Raw genomic sequence first — 18229 nt, forward strand, 5'->3', positions numbered from 1 at the left:
GTCCGCAAGCGGCGGTTTTTCATTGATCGAAATGCTGGTCGCCGTGGCCATCATTGGTCTGATCGTGGGCCTGGTAGGGCCAGCAGCGATGCGTCAGTTGCAGTCGTCCCGGGTCAATACGACCGAGGCACAGATTGGACAAATCCGCACCGCAATCGACATCTTTACAATCGACACAGGCCGCATCCCATCAGAAGGTGAAGGGCTGCAAGCGCTGGTTACCAACGCCAACGCAGTCCCCGGTTGGAACGGTCCTTATCTGCGCGACGGCACCTTGCCGATGGACGGGTGGAGCCGCCCTTTCCTGTATGCTGTTGAGAACGGCCAAGTGCGTATCATCTCGCTGGGTGCTGATGGGCAGGCGGGCGGAACGGGCAATGATGCCGATATCGGCCGGTAAACGCCACCACGCCCGCGGGCTGGCTACGGTCGAGGTGCTGGTCGCTGTTGCGATCATCGTGCTGATCGGCAGCATCGCAACGCTGACCTTGGGCAGCACCGACCGCCGCGTCGTCGCGCGCGAGACGGCGGACATCAGCCTGTTTCTGCAACAGGCACGTATGCGGGCACTCGAGCTGGGACGGCCTGTACAGATTGTCGTCTCGGGCAGCGAAGGCCGCATCGATGCCGGCGGGCAACACCATCAGGTGGCACGCGGCGTGACACTTACCCCCGACGACGCACGGCTTGTTTTGCAGCCGATAGGTGCTTCGGATGGCCTGAGCATAACAATCACGAAGGACGATGAGAGCGGCACGGTGACGCTGGATTGGCTGACCGGACGGGTGGATATCAGATGAAGCGCCGCCGGGCCAAAGGCTTTACGCTGATCGAAACGCTGGTGGCACTGGCGATCGCGGCGGTGGTGATCAATGGGTTTTACAGCGCCTTGTCAACCGGGACCCTGCTTGAGCGCCGCGCGGATGATCAGGCACGGATGGTACTCGTGGCAACCACTGTCATGGATCAGGTGGGTGTGGATGTTCCCCTACGCCCAGGCAATCGGAACGGTCAGTCCGACGGGCTCACATGGCAGTTGGTCATATCAAATGTGCAGGCTGCAGATATGCAGCTTGGCATGGTCTATGACAATGAACTGACTTTCGTTTCCGTCTCGGTCATGGACCCGACGGGCGTGTCCGCCCCGGTGGTCCTGCGTGCCATCCGCTATGCTCAGACCCCGCTATGACACGACGCAGAGGTACATCAACCGGCTTTGTGCTTGCCGAAGCTTTGGTCGCCTTGACCGTGGCTGCAATGACCATTGCCTTGCTGACCAGCGCAACCTGGGGCTTGAATGCCGCCGCAGAACGGCGTGCCGCTGCAACGCAAACCAGCGCCGTAGATTGGCTCGCCGCACGACGGGCGCTTGGCAATTGGGCAGCGGCGGTGTGACCGCGCAAGGCCCGGAGGACAGCCTCAATAGCCTGATAGGCACGGCATCGACCGCACGGATGGTTGTCGCACAAACACGCGGTGCTAAGCGCCGCAGGTCCATACGTTGGTGAACTGCGGGTGATGACGCGCGGGACAGATCGCTTTGTTCTGATCGCCGCGCAACACCCTGGACTGCGCGATGCGCGGGTCAGCTCGACCAGTGCATTGGAAACAGAGGTCGTGACAACCAGTTTACCGATGCGCCTGATATACCTCATTCCCAGCGGGCCAGGTGGACGTGGCGTTTGGCGCTACGAAACTGGGGCGGGCGAGGATGGTCTACCGCTTGCGATTGGGATCGAGGTCGGTACTCAGCGGGTGATCACTGCACCGATCCATCCCACCCGCAGTGCATCCTGTCTGGCCCGTTTGGGCCTACCCGGCGTTGATGACGAGACCTGTGATTTGCGATGAGCCTGCGAAGATCAACATACAGCCGGGGCTATATCCTGATCACGGTTTTGTGGATCGGATTGGGGTTGTTGCTGGCCATATCGGCGTTCATGGCCACCACCCGGCAAGAGGCGCTGAGCGTGCGCGCTGAGGTGACAGCCGTTCGCGCGCAGGCGCTGGCGCGCAGCGGGTTGAACATTGCGATGGCCGATCTGGGGCGCGTAAGTCGCGATCAGGTCACGACCCTGCGTGATGGCACCCCGGCAACAGTGCAAATGGCCGAAGGAACTGTAACCTACCGGATTTACGATGAGGCGGGCAAACTGGACGTGCTGCAAATGCCACCGCGTATTCTGGCTCCTGCCCTGATTGCCATCAACGAAGCCGAAGCGCTGGACGCTTTTGATGCAATCAACCTTGCTGACACATTACCGGACCTGCTGCGCGCACCTGGGGGTGAGGTCCGTTCCGTCTATACTGCGCTAACGGATGCGGGGCTCAGCAATCAGACAGCGCTGACCGCCGGGCGCTATCTGACGACACTGAACTTTCGTGCCACTGTGAACCCCCGCACCGCGCCCGGCCCGGTCCTGACCGCAATTCCGGGTATTGGAGCAAGCGACGTGGAAGACATCATAGCGCGGCGCGAAACAGGTCGGCCCATGCCAATCCTTGGCAGTGCGGCTGTCTGGTTGGTGGAACAACCCGGCCCCGTCTATACAATCGAAGCTGAGGCGGAACTGAATACCGGCGGCAGCGCATTGCTGCGCGCGCAGGTCGTGTCACGTGGGCTATCATTTCGCGGCGGTCTGATGCGATACGATATCCTGTCAATGAGCGTCGTTCGGTGATCACTGGTGCGACATTGCTGTCCTTAGCTGCCGTCGCGGTTGTCGGGTTCGCCGTCGTTACGGGCCCTTTGATGCTGGCTGTTCGCGCCGGGTTGCGGCAGCACCTATCGCCTCGGGGCATCAAGCGTTGGCAAAAACCTGTCGCAATTGGTTTGGGATCAGGGGCTGTGGTCGCTACGCTCGTCTGTGCGACGGCGCTTGGGCCAAAAGCGGCGGTTACGGCAGCAGCTCTCATATTGCTCACACTACTGGCGGGCATAGATTTGGCATGGCGGTGGCTGCCCTTTGAATGGACCTTACCGCTTTTGGGTTTGGGGCTCTTGGCGGCAGCAGTTGAGGATCACCTGAGTGTGGCCATTGTCGGACTGGCCGTCGGAGCGGGCACGCTCCTCGCCCTGCAGCTGTATTTTCGGCTGATCCGCGGTGTCGAAGCTTTGGGGACAGGCGACATCTGGCTGACGGCGGGGCTGGGCACATTATCTGGTGTGCCGGTGATTCTCTACATCCTAACCCTAGCGGCAGTTACCGGATTACTAGGGGCCGCAATCGCCAGATTTCGGGGCGGACGGCAACGATACGGCGTTGCATTTGGAGCACACCTTTCGTTGGCTTATTTCATTTTCCTTTTATTTTAGGCCCTTACGCGACGACCTTGTGCTAGCGATACGCAAGAACGCGCATTGGGCGAAGATCTGAGCGCACACTATTGAGGCAAACAAAATGAAAAACTTCATGCTTTGCGTGGCGTCTGCCGCGATCCTATCTGGCTGTGCAGATCTTGCCGACCGTGACCGAAATACCCTCGAAAGCTGGCGCGCCAGTACCATCCTTGGTGGTGGTGACGGACGCACGGCTGCGCGCTCTGAAGGGCGGATTGTCAGCGGACAGGTGGTCGAAGCTGGCAATGGCACGATCTACCCCGGACGCCAGTCGCTCTTCCGTGACAGCGATTTTGTGAATAGCTCAGGCGAGCGTACTGTCTCACTCAATCTTGTTGATGTCTCGATCGCCGAAGCCGCCGCCGCGATCCTTGGCGAGTTGCTACGGGAAAACTACGTACTTGACCCCGCCGTACAGGGCACCGTCAACATCCGCTCAACCCAGCCAATCAGTCGCACCACCGCGATTGAGGTCTTTGAACTGGCACTGAAGCAAAACAATGCAGCCTTGGTGCGCCGTGGCGATACATTTGCCATCGTACCGCTGTCGGGCGAGCTGAGCATCGGTGCTTCCGTTACACGAGACGTTCCAATTGGTTATTCTTTGCGCGTCATCCCACTCCGCCACATCGGTGCGCAGGAAATGGCGACCATTCTGCAACCCTTTGCAGGTGGGAACATCGTAGGTGTGGATGCCCAGCGCAACATCATCGTGCTTGCCGGTACATCTGCTGATCAGCGCGCATGGCAGGAAACTGTTACCAGCTTTGATGTCGACTGGTTGGCCAATCGCTCTGTCGGGGTCTTCCCGATCCGTGGCCGTTCCGCTCAGTCGATTGTGAATGGGCTGGAATTGGTTGTCGAAACGGACTCCAACTTTGAACCCATCGTGGTCTTCGAGGTAATCCCGGAAAACAACTCCATCCTTGCGGTGGCCAAGACCCCAAGCGCCTTGCAAAACGTATCCACATGGATACGACGCCTGACGCAGGAAGGGCAAAATGACGCACAGGTATACTCCTACGACATGAAGTACGCCCGCGCCTCTGATATTGCGCCAACTTTGGCACAAATCCTTGGCGTTCAGGTCGAAACGGCCGATAACGAGAGCGCAGAGCTTGTGAACGCCAGCTTCACCGGTGATCAGAATGCGACCCGCATTGTCGCAAGTGAGGCGACAAATACCCTGCTCATCCATGCCACAAACGATGAATATCAGCGCGTTTTGGGCATGTTGCACAGGTTGGACGTGCCACCCCGTCAGGTGCTGGTCGAGGCCACCATCGTCGAGGTCTCCCTGAATGATGAGCTGCGCTATGGAGTGCAGTATTTCTTCGAGAACGGCGGCGATACGGCGTCTTTGACCCGCTCTACCACTGGTCTTGAGATTGCACCAGACGTGCCAGGCTTCAGCGCTGTCTTTGGCGGGGCCACGCCAGAGGTCATCGTCGACGCGCTTGAGGATGTGACCAACGTCAATGTTGTCTCCTCCCCCAACCTCATGATTCTCAACAACAGATCTGCTCGATTGGTTGTTGGTGATCAGGTTCCGATTTCGGTGCAAACCGCACAGGATGCCAACGAAAACCCTGATGTCTTCGTTTCAACTGTAGAGTTCCGCGACACGGGTGTGATCTTCGAAGTGACCCCGCGTATCAACTCTTCCGGCTCGGTCGTGCTGGACATCCAGCAAGAAGTCAGCACTATCGGTGAAACCGATGGCTCCACAGGGAACCCGATCATCTCGCAGCGGACCATTTCCAGTGCAATTGCAGTCGATAGCGGCGAAACCATTGCATTGGGCGGGCTTTTCGAACAGCGCAGCACAAGAGGCACCGCAGGTTTGCCCGGTCTGGCCCGTCAACCGATCTGGGGTGGCTTGTTCGGGCGTCAATCCCGCACAGACAGCCAGACAGAACTGCTGGTTCTGATTACGCCGCGTATCGTCAACAGCAACGTCGATACGCGCCGGATCACCCGGAACCTGCGGGAACGTATGACGAGCATCCGCATGGATGATGCGACCCTCAGCAATACGATCAACACACCATCGATGCAGACGGCGAACTCTGCCGATATTGCATCGCGCCGGGCTGTGCAGTCGCGTAACGCCACCATCCAAAGCGATGTGCTGGCAGCGGTCCAAACGGCGGTCGCAACGCCGCAGCAGGCCGCAGCGGGCACGCATTTCACCTACTTTGGCGCCTTTGGCACCGAAGAGGCTGCGCGCGCCCATTGGTCTGGCCTTCTGGCCACAAACGGATCTGATCTGTCGGGGTTGCAACCACGCTTTGCCCGCGAGAACGGAACCGTCAGCCTTGCCGTCGGACCGATGGATCGCAGCCGCGCATCACAGCTATGTGTCGTCATCCGCTCGGATTGCTTTAGCAAAGGCGGCTAAACCCCTGCCCTTGGGGCGGCGCGCGTACCGTGCCGCCCTTTTTAACTGCGCGAACGGACTATCTCGATCGCGCCGTGCATGACCAAAGCCGCAGTTGTTATCTTTACGGCACGCGCGGTGCAGCCCCCATCAGGTCAACGTCCAGCCTTTACGGGTCAAACTGATCAATCACATCAACCTGAATGTTGCCTTGCACCGGGCCCGTCCATTGGCTGGTCCGCCAGATGCGTCCGGTGCCCGCGTCCAGATAGTGTATATTGTTCACAGTATCACCTGCATCTGTCTTGCAGGTTTCGATCACTTCCACCACGTTGCGATTGGCGCTGGCCACATCAATCACCAGATTACGGCCGACCTGGTTGCCGCAGGTCATTGTGACCTGCTCAAACGCGGTCCCTCGCCGCGACAGATGATAGGTTCGCGTCACTTCCGCAGGCCAACTGCCTGCCCGCGCTTCTGTCACCAGAGGATCGTTGTCCTGTGCGGTCACCGCTTGCAGATTTGTCCCAAGGCCAAGGGTCGCATAGACCAATCCACCCTCAAGGGTGACGCCACGGTTTTCGTTTGAGCTATAGTTGATCCGCCCCTCTCGCATCTGGATCGCAATGCCAACAGTCGCGACACCCACAGTTGGGCTTAGCATCAGGACGGCGGCAAGATCAGCCTGCTCAATCGCGGCCCGGTTCACCTGCGGGATCGTCATCTCGACCTCTGGGTCGGGGTTCAGGATCGCGTCGCGCATTTGCCCGAGCGTGCCCAGACAACCCGAAAGGGCCATAATCGCGCTGACAGAGAGGATACCTTTGATCAATTCCAAAACTCCCCAAAGCCATCTTCGATGCGTCGTTTGTCCGAGGTGCGCAGCTCGTCGTAGAGCGTGCCCGTTCCGCTGACGCGCGATCCAAAATCACCTGATTGGCCACCGATTGACAGATTGGTTGTCCCAGTGCCACCTTCAGCCGATGTCCACGACAGCGGAATTGAAATCTCCGCCCCGAATTTGAGCGCACTATCGCGTTCTTCGCTCCAACCCGTTGATGCTGCAATCCGCCAGCCATTGCGGTAGTTGCGGCCAACCGTCAGCCCAACGGCAAAATCATCGGCAAGGTGTTGACCTGCATCGACAATCACGAAGTTGCCGTTGGTGCCAACATTGGCATAGACGCTGCCAATGAGGGTTGTTGCGTCCGCATCCTCAAACCCGAACCACCCCTCATAGGCGCGCTTTTGAACGTATGTGGCCTCTAGTCCCAGTGCAAAGTTCTGTTCGGGGTCGCGCCAGATCATTTCACCACTGACGCCGCCATAGGCCCGCTCGAACAATCCCGCTGAGACCCGGCCATAAACCTCTGGTGCGACCCGGAACCGGTGCCGCACGCTCAGTGACTGCAGGAACGCGATGTCGGGTTCATAGGATGTGAAATCCGACCGGATGCCTGGCTCTGCCGGTGGATCTTGCTGATCCCACTGGTTAAGGAAGCGATATCCAACGGTCCCAGCCACAAAGGTTTGCGGCGAAAACGTATAGCGCGCGTTTGCGTTCAGCGTACCTGTCAGCTCTAGCGTGTCAGATGTGATAAAATCAGCCTTGAATGTCGGCGTGAACCCATAGGTGAACCGCGGCTCAAATTCACGCTCGCCCAGTGCAGTAAGCCGAGCCAGCGGGCTGGGTGCGAATGACGTTGCGCCCCATGCCAGCTCTGCCGCGTTGGGTTTGCCAACCGCGCGATCCAAACCTGCCCTGTCCAGAACCACGACGTTGCTGTCAAACGCACCTGTGTTCTGCGTCACACGGAATGTTGTGATGTTTGGTGGGGCGATCGCGGACAAGACACGCGACACCCGTCCAACGATCCGGGCAAAAACCACATCGGTGTTTGACGACGCCGTCACATCAATCGTATCGCCCCGCATGCTAAAGCGCGTGATATCGATATTTTCTTTCTCAAGGCGCTCTGTAAGGATCGCAAATACTTGTGCTTCGTTCGGTTGTGCCTGCCCTGCCCGGAGGGGTCTGTTTTCAACATAAGGATGCGGCCCCCGTCCGATGTTGGTTTGCACGAAGGGTTGTCTTGGATTAGCCGCGAATTCCAGCCGGAGACCCGCATTGCCCTGATTGTTAACCAATCCCGTTACCCGCAGCCCTTCGATCAACTCGTATGACAAGCTTGCTGCCAAAGTATCGTCAGCATCGGGACCCGCCACGCCACTATATTCCGCAGAGGCGATCAGACCATTGATGCCCGTATCCCAAACGATATTTGCGAATGATTCCGTATCGCCTTCAAACAGATGATCCGTGCGAAAGACGCCGCCATCTGCGCCACGGTCCACGACGGTCTGGTCGGCATATCGCCCCCATCCCAAACCACCGGAAACCAGCACCGGACCGATGGATTTGCTCGCCAGAATATACTCACCCGCGCCACGATCATCGCTGCCCAAACCAACAATACCGACAGTAAGGGCCGGAAAATATGCACTTTCGTCCAGAAAACGCAGACCGAAGCTCAGCTCATTGCCACTCGAACTGCCCGTGCCTTCATCATACGTTGGAAAACTGATCCCGATCTCGAAACGGTCGCTGGGCTGGAAACCAAATGACAGCGCACGATAATCCTTGCGATAGTCAAAAATGATGGTCAGGTCGTCTGCCACACCGCTTGTGGCGCGGGGCGTATCAACGGCCTGCGACAAGCCACCAATCCCTTCGGCCGCCAGCCCCGATGCCAGGCTAGATGTCAGCAACGCAGTGTAGGCGATCCCCTGGGCAGTTCTTTTCATGTGGTACTTTCCACCCGTTGGGCAACTGGTCCTTAATTCTTGGCTAACCTATCGAAGGTGTCGGGCCGTTGTCGAGACAATTACGCGGATTTCGGTATGCGGGGAGATTGACGAGACCCGCCTTCTGTTCACTCAAAAAAATCGGCTGTGATTTACCTGAAATTAAGTGGCGCGGTTCATACCACCAGACAGGCCGCATGATGGCGTTTCGTCTGACAATGAGAGTGAGCGAAGAATGAGCGACGACACTGCACGTTTTGAACTACAGCCAATCATGAAAATTGAGGATTGCGAACATCTGCATGCATTCCTTGTGAGTGCGACAAACCAGAATGTAGACATTGGATGCAGCGCGGTCGAACGCCTGAATGGGCTGACGGCCCAGATGCTGGCCGTCGCGCAGCGCAGTTGGCACCGGCATGAGCGGCAGTTCACGTTCTCCGACCCATCTGAAGGTTTTGCGCAAGGTGTCGCGCTTCTGGGCCTTTCCGATTTGATAGGGTCAGATCGGGTGACCGCATGAGCGCTCATATCCTTGCCATAGACGACTCGCGCACCATCAGGACATTGCTGACCGCAACGCTAGAAAGGGCCGGATTTGCAGTAACCACTGCTGTGGATGGGGTGGATGGGCTGGAAAAGTTTCAAGATGCAGCCGCCGATCTCGTCATTACAGATGTCAACATGCCCAACAAAGATGGCTTTGGCGTCATTGACGACATTCGCCAAGGCAATGTGAACCGCGCTGTACCTGTCCTTGTCCTGACAACCGAAAGCGGAACCTCCCTGAAAGAGCGGGCGCGCAAAGCAGGTGCAACGGGCTGGATCGTCAAACCATTCGATGACGAAGCCTTGGTATCGGTTATTCGCCGTCTTACAGGAACCTAATGAATGACGGACACAGCCATTCTTGATGCGTTCTTTGAGGAATGCGAAGATCTGTTAGTCGCGTTGTCTGACGGTTTGGAAGACATGCGCGAAGGTCGCGCAGATAGTGAGACCGTCAATGCCGTGTTCCGCGCTGTGCATTCCATCAAAGGTGCCGCTGGTGCATTCTCGCTCGATGATCTTGTAGGTTTTGCGCATACCTTTGAAACCGTACTGGATGACGTGCGCAGCGACAAATTGGAAACAGATGACGAGCTTTTGCGCGTGCTCCAACGCGCTGGCGATATCCTGGCCAATCTGGTTGATGCAGCTCGCGACAGTAATCCAGCAGACCGGGACCAGGTTGATCCCGTCATTGAGGAGTTGCAATCATTCCTGGGCTCAGAAGCCGCCGTAGAAGAAGAGTTTGTTTTTGAAGCGCTGAGCTTGTCTTTCGATGATACCGGAAATGCTGCGCGTTTTGTCGTGCGCTTCCGCCCCGGACAAGAATTCTACGCAACGGGCAATGATCCTGCACTCCTCATTGCGGCACTTCAGGCACTTGGACCATGCGAAACCAGTGTGACTAGCGCCGATTTGCCCGCGGAATTCGACGCCTTCACCTGGAATGACGGATATCTGACTTGGCAGGTGATTATTGCTGATCAGCAAAACGATCTGGCAATCAGGGATGTCTTTCAATTTGCAGAAGACCTGTGTGACCTTCAAATCTCGGAAGAAGACGTCGAGGGCGCGATACCTGATGAAGAGAGTGCGCTACCTGATGTGGTGCCCCCTGTCACGTTAGAACCCGCTGATGACCCGACACCGGAACTCGGGGTATCGCCAGACACCCCGACAAAAACTGAAAAACCCATCAAAAGGGCCGCCAGCACCTTGCGGGTCGATCCTGAGCGGGTGGACCGGTTGATTAACGCCGTGGGCGAGTTGATTATCAACCAATCCGTGATTTCCCAGCGCATTGATGAAGCTGCACTGCCAAACAGTGCTGAACTTCATGGCGATCTGGACGACTACAAATTGCTGGCGCGCGAAATCCAGGAAGGCGTGATGGCCATCCGCGCGCAACCGGTCAAACCGCTATTCCAACGCATGCTGCGCATCGGTCGCGAGGCAGCGGACGCCACAGGCAAAGATATCAACCTGATCACAGAAGGTGAGGCGACTGAAGTCGACAAAATTGTCGTTGAACGCCTTGCTGATCCACTAACGCATATGATCCGGAATGCTGTAGATCATGGCATTGAAAGCCCCGAAGATCGGGCCGCAACTGACAAACCACCAACCGGAACCCTGCGGCTGACAGCAAGTCAGCGTTCAGGCAGTATTGTGATCGAAATCATTGATGATGGCGCAGGCCTGAACCGTAAGCGCATCAAAGAAATTGCGGTGAGTAAAGGGCTGATCGCTGCCGATGCAACGCTCAGCGAACAAGAGATCGACCACCTGCTCTTTGCGCCTGGTTTTTCGACGGCATCCGTCGTGACCAATCTGTCTGGTCGGGGCGTTGGCATGGACGTTGTCAAAACCGCCATCACCGCCCTTGGGGGTCGCATCGCAATCAGCAGCGTCGCAGGACAAGGCACGACGTTTTCAATCACCCTGCCACTGACTCTGGCTGTTATGGACGGCATGATCATCCATATCGGTGGACAAACCATGGTCGTGCCAATCGCCAGCATTCTGGAGTCGATCCGACCTTCGCCCGCCGATCTGGCCGAGATCGGGCTCAGCAACCACCTGTTGCGCATTCGTGGCGACTATGTCCCGATCATTGATTTGGCCAGCCGTTTGGGCATCGCACCCAGCTCACACACACTGACCGATAGGGTTCTACTACTCTTGCAAACTGAATCGGTGAGCCAATGTGCTTTAGCGGTAGATGATATCGTAGACCAACGCCAGGTTGTCGTAAAAAGCATGCAGGGCAGTTACGGTCAGATTTCAGGCATCTCCGGCGCCACCATCCTAGGGGACGGCAAGATTGCTCTCATAATAGATCCAGATGCAATCGCGGCAGTCCAGAGCACTGAACGGAATGCGCAGATAAAAGCGCGCAAGGAGATGTCGCATGCTGCAACATGATGATCCAAAGGGCGAAAAACAGATGGAATTTGTGACACTCGTCGCGGGCGGACAGAGCTTCTGCATTGAGATCACACAAATTCGCGAGATCCGCCGATGGTCGCCCGTGACCTTGTTGCCCCATTCACCCCCCTATGTGTTGGGGGTGATCAATTTACGCGGTGCCGTCATTCCAATTCTCGATCTCGCAGCCAAGCTGGGCTTTAGTGCCATCGCGCCCACCGAACGTCACGTTATCATTATCACCGCAATTGAAGAACGCATTGTCGGGCTTTTGGTAGAGTCTGTGTCAGAGATTTTGGGCGTCCAAACAGATATGGTCCGTGAAACACCCAAGACAGAGGAAGACGCCGCAACACGCGCGGTGGAAGGCATTATCCCAGTTGGGGACAATATGATCAAGATCATCAACCTTGACGCGCTTTTGCAATCAACAGTGGCCACGGCCGCATGATACAAGAGGCACAGCATGCACCGTCAGATGCGCGAAAAGAGTTCACATTCTCGGAACGCGACTTTCGCATGATTTCGGCGTTGGCAAATGAACGCTATGGGCTTTTTTTGCAGCCCTCAAAGAAAGCGCTCGTCCATTCGCGACTTGCCAAGCGATTGCGCGCCCTCAATCTCGATAGTTTTGAGGCGTATTGTGGCCTTCTCAATCGCGTCGAAGGCGACGCAGAACAGACGCACCTCCTTTCCGCACTTACGACGAATGTGACCCATTTCTTTCGTGAAGTGCATCACTTTACCTATCTCAAAGACACTGTTGCCCCAAAGCTGGCGGCAAAGGCCAGGGGTGGTGCGCCAGTACGATTGTGGTCAGCGGCATGTTCAACCGGACAGGAAGCCTATTCAATCGCAGCTACATTGCTGGAAGCAGCACCCGAGCTGCAGAAACTCGATGTGAAAATCCTCGCCACAGACATTGACCCAAAAGTGGTCGAAACAGCACGGAAAGGGCGGTATCCGGTCGATCAGATCACCGCAATTCCCGAGGTGTGGCGCCGCTGTCTAGCGAGGGGAGCGAGCACCAAAAAAAGAAGTTATCAGGATGGATGACGCGCTGAGATCGATGATTTCATTTGGAGAGCTGAACCTCATTGCCGACTGGCCGATGCAGCGCCGCTTTGACGTTATCTTTTGCCGAAACGCCGCCATTTACTTTGACAAAACAACCCAAGCACGCTTGTGGCAACGATTTGCAAAGGCGCTTGGCGATGGCGCACATTTGATGATTGGTCACTCCGAACGGCTGAGCGGTCCGGCAGAGGCTGCATTCAGAAGTGTCGGCATTACCACATACCAGAAACAAACGCAGAATAAGCACCGCGATAAAGGAGACGAAAATTGAGCTTAAGAGACTCCCTGCGGGTAATGATCGTGGACGACATGGGTGTCAGCCGTGGCCTATTGGTACAGGCCATCGAGGAAATGGGTATCTGGAAAAATCAGGCCGAAAATGATGGGCGCGCAGCCTATTCAAAACTGGTGAACGATCCGGTGCATCTGGTTTTGTCAGACTACAACATGCCGGGCATGGACGGCTTGCAACTGCTCCAAGCCTTACGACAGAACAAGACGACCGCCCGCATTGGCTTCATACTTGTAACAGGGAACCCAACACCTGATCTGGTAAGTAAGGGCAAAGCGTTGGGTCTTAACAACATTATCAAAAAGCCCTTCACGACAGACAGTATGAGGAAGTGTATAGAAAGCGTCGTAGGTCGATTGTGAGTGACACACAAAACGACATCACGCAAAAACAGTTGGGGTTGGCCCGGTCACTGCGCCAAACGGGGCGTTGTGTGACACGGATGGGGCATGCCGTGTTGGACCTTGAGCATCAGTTGCTGGACGGCGCCACTAGCAAGCCTCAGACCAATGAAGCGATGGAAAGCCTTCAGGCGATGGATCTTCTCAAACAGATGGCCGATGATCTGTCTTCACTTTTGGATCGGCTGGCTGACGCATTGCCTGAGAGTATGACTGTCGATCAGGACGGCATTCTTGGCCCGATGAAACTGCAAGAGTTGCGCGACATGATTTGCGGCGTTGGTGATACCGACAGCGCATATCAGCATCGGGTCTCAGACAAGGAAATTGAACTCTTTTGACAGACAGCTGACTTCTGCACTGATCGCGCTTTGGCGTTTAATCCGAACGCCGCGCGGCAGATAAAAAGACCGCATTTCCGTGTGCAAAACGATCTTCAGCTTGTTCAAAACCAAAGTGCAGATGACGTTAGGCCTTTTGCAGGGTTTAAAACATATGCTTGGCGCCATGAAGGCTCTGGCAAAGCGCAGGCAATGGACAATACATGAAGTACCTTATCGCACATCAGTCCTTGCTGCGGTTGGCAAGGATAAAATATCAGGTCATGGCGCTGATCAGTGATGTCGACATCATTGAATCCTCCACACTGACTGATGCCTATAACTTGGCCGAACACGCAGAGCCAAGCTGTGTTGTAATTTCCCAGGAATTGGCCGAACAGGCCGAATTCGAACTTCTGGCATCGTTGTTTGGCATCATGAACATCATCTGCATCGTGCTGACCACGGGTAAACAGACGCCCCGCGCCCATCCGTTGTTTCCGGGCATCCGGATGGTTCCGGAACTTGACCTTGAAGATGCAATCAGACGCACAGCCAGGCTCTCACAACCTGCACAAAATCAAACACACCCTGCGGGTAAATCCCCAACAGTTGCTGAAAACTATGACCACAATCGCTTGATCTTGCTTGGTGCATCTACCGGTGGAATAGATGCGCTTTTGATGGTTACGCAGTGCTTTGACCATCGTTGTCCACCCGTTTTGATCGTGCAGCATACGGGCGGAAGTTTCGCGGCGAGCCTGATCAGGTTGTTGAATGCAGCATCACCCGCCAACGTGATCGCAGCTGCAGATAATATGGCCTTGTCGCCGGGGCACATGTATCTGGCCCCGGATGATCAAGCCCATCTTGTTGTTGCGGCGGGGCGGCAACGCCATCTGGCTTTGCGAAAGAATGCACCCATCTCCGGCCATCGACCTTCGGTGGACGCGTTGTTTAACTCCGCGATCCCGCAGGCACCGAAAGTCAGCGCTGCGCTGCTCACCGGGATGGGAAAAGACGGGGCAGCGGGGCTCACAAAATTGCGGCATGCAGGCGCCCATACCATCGGTCAGGATCGACAGACGAGCGTGGTGTATGGCATGCCGCGCGTCGCGATGGAAATGGGTGGCGTTGGCGCACAACTCCCAATTCAAGAGATAGGCCCAGCCCTGCTCAAGTCCTGCAAGGTGAAACAACGCGTATGAGTAGCAGGGAAACAGTCATCACAATTGTTCAGGGTGACTTTGCGGTTTCCACCAACCCGGATGTGATCATGTCCACCGTTTTGGGCTCTTGCGTGGCAGTCTGCCTTTATGACCCGGACGCTGGTGTTGGGGGAATGAATCATTTCCTTCTGGCCGGGACAGGAGGGCAGCGCGGCCGTGATCTGCGTTACGGGGTCAATGCGATGGAGTTGTTGATCAATCGCCTTCTACGCGCCGGAGCTGAGCGGCACAAACTGCGGGCAAAGCTGTTCGGAGGCGCCCGCATGACAACCCATGCACGCGACATCGGCCCATCAAACGCCAACTTTGCGGAAGAATTCCTCAAACAGGAAGGCATTCCTTGCATCTCGCAAAGCCTTGGTGGCGAGCAAGCCCGCCGGGTCCAATTCACGCCCACAACCGGTGCTGCAAGACAACTTCAGATTTCCGGTGACGGGCCAGAGATCATCCCAACCAAAAAGGTGCCGCCGCCGCCTGACATCACCCTGTTCTAGCTTGTGGATGCGGGATCAACCGATCGCCTGCAAACGCTTGAGCAGTGACGAGGTATCCCAGCGTCCGCCGCCCAATTTCTGCACGTCCTTGTAGAACTGGTCCACCAAGGCCGTCACCGGCAAACTGGCGCCGTTTTCGTCTGCCGTATCAAGGCATATGCCAAGGTCTTTGCGCATCCAATCAACCGCAAACCCATGTTCCCACTGATCTGCCAACATGGTTTGGTAGCGGTTCGACATTTGCCAGCTACCTGCCGCACCTTGGCTGATCACTTCGACCACAGCCTCGCCATCAAGCCCCGCTTTCTGCGCGAAGTGCAATGCCTCCGACAGGCCTTGCACCAGCCCGGCTATGGCAATCTGGTTGCACATCTTGGTCATTTGTCCTGCGCCGCTTTCACCGATCCGGCGGCAGAGTTTCGCATAGGCCGCGATCACGGCCTCTGCTTTGGCATAGCTTTCTGCGGCCCCGCCGCACATGACAGAAAGCGCACCGTTTTCAGCCCCTGCCTGCCCACCGGATACTGGCGCGTCAACGAATGCGATCCCTTTTTCCTCAGCAATATCATGCAGTTCGCGCGTTACCGCTGCCGAAACAGTGGTATGGTCAACAAAGATGGACCCCGCAGGCATCGCCGCAAAGGCCCCATCATCGCCCAAACAAACCGAGCGCAGGTCGTCGTCATTGCCGACGCAGGCCATGACCATTTCTGCACCTTCCGCCGCCAGTCTGGGCGATGAGCCGGACGCACCACCATGCTGACTGACCCATTTTTCGGCCTTTGCTGTCGTCCGATTGTAAACAGTGACGTCATGGCCTGCCCCTTGCAGATGCCCCGCCATCGGATACCCCATGACCCCAAGGCCCAAAAACGCTAGTTTTGTCATCGCAGCTGTCCCTTATTGATTTGCTTGGACTTAGTCTGCCATTTCCCATGGGATAGTGTAAGCGTTCAATGCCTTGCCGATGTCGTCATCAGAGGTATCGCCGGTCTTGCTAATCTGCGCCACCAGCCCGCGCTTTTTGTCTTCACTCACGTCGTGCACTTCGGCTGCGGTATCCGCCAATGCGGCATTGTAGATGCGGGTGATCGCAAGCTTTCGGAGATCGGGTTTGAAGATCTTGCCAACGGCTGTCTTTGGTAGCTCATCCAGTACTTCCAGATGTTTAGGGTGCGCCGCCCGTTCGTGAATATGCTCTTTGGCATAGGCCATCAGGTCTTCATGGGCGACCTCAGCACCGTCCACCAGTTCAACATAGACACAGGGTACTTCGCCAGCGTGTTGATCGGGCTGGCCAATCGCGCCTGCAAAGGCCACCGCCTCATGCCCGGCCAGCGCCTCTTCGATTTCGGCAGGGTCGATGTTGTGGCCACCACGGATAATCAAATCCTTGGCACGCCCCGTGATCCAAAGATAGCCGTCAGGATCAACGCGCCCCAGATCGCCCGTGCGCAGATACTGCTGTTGCGACCGTTCACCGGGATAGAACAGGTCCTTGTTCTTGTCGGCCTCGGTATAAGTCTGACCGTCAAAGACGCCAGGGTTTGATACGCAGATTTCGCCGATTTCATCGGCATCCATGATTTCACCATCGGCCGCATTGACGATTTTGACGTCCGTGTAAGGGAAAGGCAGCCCGATGGATCCGACGCGTTTTTCCCCCAAGGGCGGATTGATAGATACAAGGCAGGTCGCCTCGGTCAGGCCATAGCCTTCGCAGATAGTGACACCTGCGGCCTCTTCGAAGCGTCGATAAAGCTCAAGCGGCAAAGGCGCAGAGCCGCAGAACGCCAAACGCAAGGTCGAGATATCAGCATCCACTTTGCGCTGCATCAGGGCCGACATGGCCGTTGGCACCGTGATCATGAAAGTGACTTTGTGCTTTTCGATCAGCTTCCAGAAATTGTCGAAAACGCCTTCGCCGCGATATCCCTGCGGGGTGGGTAGGACAATTTGCGCGCCCGACCCCAGCGATGCACCCAGCGACACGATGGTCGCAAAAACATGGAACAATGGCAGTGGGCAGATTTGCACGTCTTCTTCGGTAAAGAGCAGCCGGTCCCCCAGCCACGCATTGTACACGATGCCGGAATAGCGGTGTTGCACCACTTTCGGCATCCCTGTGGTGCCGCCGGTATGAAAGTAAGCCGCAACACGGTCCACTTTACTGTCTTCAAAGCTCAGCGCCTTGGGTTGCTTGTTCATCTCAGCGTTGAAATCAAGCACAGTTGCCTTGTGCGCCACCGGGTTCTTGGGCCGGATCAGGGGCACGATCAGACGTTTGAGGCCCGTCAGATAACGGTGCAAGTCGACCTCAAGCACATGGGTGACGTTTGGTGCCAAACGCACGGCCTCGGCCGCCTTTTGGGCAACATCTGTTTTTGGAAAGGCCTTCAGTGTGACCAGAACTTTGGCGTTCGTCTCACGCAGGATCGCGGCGATCTGTTCGGCATCCAGCAGCGGGTTAATGGGGTTCACAATCCCCGCCACCTGTCCACCCAGATATGTCAGAACCGTTTCGGTGGCATTGGGCATCAGATAGGCGACAACGTCCTTTTCGCCAACGCCAAGGGTGCGGAACATATTCGCCGCCTGCCCGGTCTTGTCGCGCAACTCATCCCAACTAAGCGTTTCACATTTGGCATTCGGATCAGAGAGCAGGCTGAAACTGACCGCCTTGCGCGGCCCGTGCTTGGACGCCGTTTGACTGAGCAGTTCGTAGGTCGTGGTTGGCGTATTGCGCTCTGCCCACGGCTTTTCATTTTCGATGGCGTCTCGATCTGCGACACTTGCAAAAGCCATGCCGTCTCCTCCCGTGTTTTTTGTCACCACACAGTCGAGTGTGGCCTCCCTGACATCGCAGGGTGGGCAATAATGGCCACAACCACAAGCCTGACGCTACGAAAAAGCGA

The 18229-nt window shown here is 56.6% G+C and carries 22 protein-coding genes and 1 pseudogene; 19 read left to right on the top strand and 4 right to left on the bottom strand.

Annotated features, from left to right (window positions below; genetic code table 11):
• Positions 1-10 precede the first annotated feature (10 nt).
• The 9 genes and pseudogenes from QTO30_RS08600 to gspD all read left to right on the top strand — a co-directional run.
• Positions 11-73, top strand: a pseudogene (locus QTO30_RS08600) (prepilin-type N-terminal cleavage/methylation domain-containing protein); the annotation flags it as partial.
• Positions 65-400: a type II secretion system major pseudopilin GspG gene (gene gspG, locus QTO30_RS08605; protein ID WP_340425902.1), complete on the top strand. Its 336-nt coding sequence runs from the start codon at positions 65-67 to the stop codon at positions 398-400. The pseudogene QTO30_RS08600 and the gene gspG, both read left to right, overlap by 9 nt.
• Positions 378-800, top strand: coding sequence for a pilus assembly FimT family protein (locus QTO30_RS08610; protein ID WP_340423766.1), 423 nt, complete (start codon positions 378-380; stop codon positions 798-800). The genes gspG and QTO30_RS08610 overlap by 23 nt, the downstream gene beginning before the upstream one ends.
• Positions 797-1189, top strand: a complete 393-nt coding sequence (locus QTO30_RS08615; protein ID WP_340423767.1) for a PulJ/GspJ family protein — start codon at positions 797-799, stop codon at positions 1187-1189. Before QTO30_RS08610 ends, QTO30_RS08615 begins: the two co-directional genes overlap by 4 nt.
• Positions 1186-1395 (top strand): hypothetical protein, encoded by a 210-nt coding sequence (locus QTO30_RS08620; protein ID WP_340423768.1) that lies wholly within the window; start codon positions 1186-1188, stop codon positions 1393-1395. The genes QTO30_RS08615 and QTO30_RS08620 overlap by 4 nt, the downstream gene beginning before the upstream one ends.
• Positions 1396-1458: 63 nt before the next feature.
• Positions 1459-1851: a hypothetical protein gene (locus tag QTO30_RS08625; protein ID WP_340423769.1), complete on the top strand. Its 393-nt coding sequence runs from the start codon at positions 1459-1461 to the stop codon at positions 1849-1851.
• Entirely contained in the window at positions 1848-2681 is an 834-nt protein-coding gene (locus QTO30_RS08630) for a hypothetical protein (protein ID WP_340423770.1), read from the top strand. Before QTO30_RS08625 ends, QTO30_RS08630 begins: the two co-directional genes overlap by 4 nt.
• Positions 2678-3316, top strand: coding sequence for a prepilin peptidase (locus QTO30_RS08635; protein ID WP_340423771.1), 639 nt, complete (start codon positions 2678-2680; stop codon positions 3314-3316). Before QTO30_RS08630 ends, QTO30_RS08635 begins: the two co-directional genes overlap by 4 nt.
• Positions 3317-3401: 85 nt before the next feature.
• Entirely contained in the window at positions 3402-5741 is a 2340-nt protein-coding gene (gene gspD / locus QTO30_RS08640) for a type II secretion system secretin GspD (protein WP_340423772.1), read from the top strand.
• A gap of 148 nt (positions 5742-5889) precedes the next feature.
• Here the strand turns inward: gspD and QTO30_RS08645 are convergent, their stop codons facing one another.
• Complete coding sequence (locus tag QTO30_RS08645) at positions 5890-6552, bottom strand: YjbF family lipoprotein (protein ID WP_340423773.1); 663 nt, start codon at positions 6550-6552, stop codon at positions 5890-5892.
• A complete protein-coding gene (locus QTO30_RS08650) occupies positions 6549-8525 on the bottom strand; it encodes a YjbH domain-containing protein (protein WP_340423774.1) in 1977 nt (658 codons plus the stop codon). The genes QTO30_RS08645 and QTO30_RS08650 overlap by 4 nt, the downstream gene beginning before the upstream one ends.
• Before the next feature lie 235 nt (positions 8526-8760).
• Here QTO30_RS08650 and QTO30_RS08655 point away from each other — a divergent pair, with 235 nt between their 5' ends.
• From QTO30_RS08655 to QTO30_RS08700, 10 genes are all read left to right on the top strand, one after another.
• A complete protein-coding gene (locus QTO30_RS08655) occupies positions 8761-9048 on the top strand; it encodes an STAS domain-containing protein (RefSeq protein ID WP_340423775.1) in 288 nt (95 codons plus the stop codon).
• Positions 9045-9413: a response regulator gene (locus tag QTO30_RS08660; protein WP_340423776.1), complete on the top strand. Its 369-nt coding sequence runs from the start codon at positions 9045-9047 to the stop codon at positions 9411-9413. Before QTO30_RS08655 ends, QTO30_RS08660 begins: the two co-directional genes overlap by 4 nt.
• Before the next feature lie 3 nt (positions 9414-9416).
• Positions 9417-11498, top strand: a complete 2082-nt coding sequence (locus QTO30_RS08665) for a chemotaxis protein CheA (RefSeq protein WP_340423777.1) — start codon at positions 9417-9419, stop codon at positions 11496-11498.
• Positions 11485-11952 carry a chemotaxis protein CheW gene (locus QTO30_RS08670; protein WP_340423778.1) on the top strand — a complete coding sequence of 156 codons (468 nt, stop codon included), beginning with the start codon at positions 11485-11487 and terminating at the stop codon, positions 11950-11952. Before QTO30_RS08665 ends, QTO30_RS08670 begins: the two co-directional genes overlap by 14 nt.
• Positions 11949-12557, top strand: coding sequence for a CheR family methyltransferase (locus QTO30_RS08675; protein WP_340423779.1), 609 nt, complete (start codon positions 11949-11951; stop codon positions 12555-12557). The genes QTO30_RS08670 and QTO30_RS08675 overlap by 4 nt, the downstream gene beginning before the upstream one ends.
• Entirely contained in the window at positions 12550-12849 is a 300-nt protein-coding gene (locus QTO30_RS08680; protein ID WP_340423780.1) for a CheR family methyltransferase, read from the top strand. The genes QTO30_RS08675 and QTO30_RS08680 overlap by 8 nt, the downstream gene beginning before the upstream one ends.
• Positions 12846-13232 (top strand): response regulator, encoded by a 387-nt coding sequence (locus QTO30_RS08685; protein WP_340423781.1) that lies wholly within the window; start codon positions 12846-12848, stop codon positions 13230-13232. The genes QTO30_RS08680 and QTO30_RS08685 overlap by 4 nt, the downstream gene beginning before the upstream one ends.
• The gene (locus QTO30_RS08690; protein ID WP_340423782.1) at positions 13229-13612 is read left to right on the top strand and encodes a hypothetical protein; all 384 of its coding nucleotides are present in this window, start codon (positions 13229-13231) and stop codon (positions 13610-13612) included. Before QTO30_RS08685 ends, QTO30_RS08690 begins: the two co-directional genes overlap by 4 nt.
• Before the next feature lie 203 nt (positions 13613-13815).
• A complete protein-coding gene (locus QTO30_RS08695) occupies positions 13816-14799 on the top strand; it encodes a CheB methylesterase domain-containing protein (RefSeq protein ID WP_340423783.1) in 984 nt (327 codons plus the stop codon).
• Positions 14796-15314 (top strand): chemotaxis protein CheD, encoded by a 519-nt coding sequence (locus QTO30_RS08700; RefSeq protein WP_340423784.1) that lies wholly within the window; start codon positions 14796-14798, stop codon positions 15312-15314. The genes QTO30_RS08695 and QTO30_RS08700 overlap by 4 nt, the downstream gene beginning before the upstream one ends.
• 15 nt (positions 15315-15329) lie before the next feature.
• Here QTO30_RS08700 and QTO30_RS08705 read toward each other — a convergent pair whose 3' ends face one another.
• Both QTO30_RS08705 and QTO30_RS08710 read right to left on the bottom strand, forming a co-directional pair.
• Entirely contained in the window at positions 15330-16202 is an 873-nt protein-coding gene (locus QTO30_RS08705) for an NAD(P)-dependent oxidoreductase (RefSeq protein WP_340423785.1), read from the bottom strand.
• A gap of 30 nt (positions 16203-16232) precedes the next feature.
• Positions 16233-18119 (bottom strand): acyl-CoA synthetase, encoded by a 1887-nt coding sequence (locus QTO30_RS08710; RefSeq protein WP_340423786.1) that lies wholly within the window; start codon positions 18117-18119, stop codon positions 16233-16235.
• Between the last annotated feature and the right edge of the window lie 110 nt (positions 18120-18229).

The sequence above is a fragment of the Yoonia sp. GPGPB17 genome (assembly GCF_037892195.1).
GTDB lineage: Bacteria > Pseudomonadota > Alphaproteobacteria > Rhodobacterales > Rhodobacteraceae > Yoonia.

Coding starts and splice junctions, on each gene's coding strand:
- QTO30_RS08665 (WP_340423777.1), top strand. CDS start 9,417: ATGACGGACACAGCCATTCTTGATGCGTTCTTTGAGGAATGCGAAGAT.
- QTO30_RS08660 (WP_340423776.1), top strand. CDS start 9,045: ATGAGCGCTCATATCCTTGCCATAGACGACTCGCGCACCATCAGGACA.
- QTO30_RS08695 (WP_340423783.1), top strand. CDS start 13,816: ATGAAGTACCTTATCGCACATCAGTCCTTGCTGCGGTTGGCAAGGATA.
- QTO30_RS08675 (WP_340423779.1), top strand. CDS start 11,949: ATGATACAAGAGGCACAGCATGCACCGTCAGATGCGCGAAAAGAGTTC.
- QTO30_RS08655 (WP_340423775.1), top strand. CDS start 8,761: ATGAGCGACGACACTGCACGTTTTGAACTACAGCCAATCATGAAAATT.
- QTO30_RS08710 (WP_340423786.1), bottom strand. CDS start 18,119: ATGGCTTTTGCAAGTGTCGCAGATCGAGACGCCATCGAAAATGAAAAG.
- QTO30_RS08680 (WP_340423780.1), top strand. CDS start 12,550: ATGGATGACGCGCTGAGATCGATGATTTCATTTGGAGAGCTGAACCTC.
- QTO30_RS08610 (WP_340423766.1), top strand. CDS start 378: ATGATGCCGATATCGGCCGGTAAACGCCACCACGCCCGCGGGCTGGCT.
- QTO30_RS08630 (WP_340423770.1), top strand. CDS start 1,848: ATGAGCCTGCGAAGATCAACATACAGCCGGGGCTATATCCTGATCACG.
- QTO30_RS08670 (WP_340423778.1), top strand. CDS start 11,485: ATGCTGCAACATGATGATCCAAAGGGCGAAAAACAGATGGAATTTGTG.
- QTO30_RS08615 (WP_340423767.1), top strand. CDS start 797: ATGAAGCGCCGCCGGGCCAAAGGCTTTACGCTGATCGAAACGCTGGTG.
- QTO30_RS08700 (WP_340423784.1), top strand. CDS start 14,796: ATGAGTAGCAGGGAAACAGTCATCACAATTGTTCAGGGTGACTTTGCG.
- gspD (WP_340423772.1), top strand. CDS start 3,402: ATGAAAAACTTCATGCTTTGCGTGGCGTCTGCCGCGATCCTATCTGGC.
- QTO30_RS08705 (WP_340423785.1), bottom strand. CDS start 16,202: ATGACAAAACTAGCGTTTTTGGGCCTTGGGGTCATGGGGTATCCGATG.
- QTO30_RS08650 (WP_340423774.1), bottom strand. CDS start 8,525: ATGAAAAGAACTGCCCAGGGGATCGCCTACACTGCGTTGCTGACATCT.
- QTO30_RS08620 (WP_340423768.1), top strand. CDS start 1,186: ATGACACGACGCAGAGGTACATCAACCGGCTTTGTGCTTGCCGAAGCT.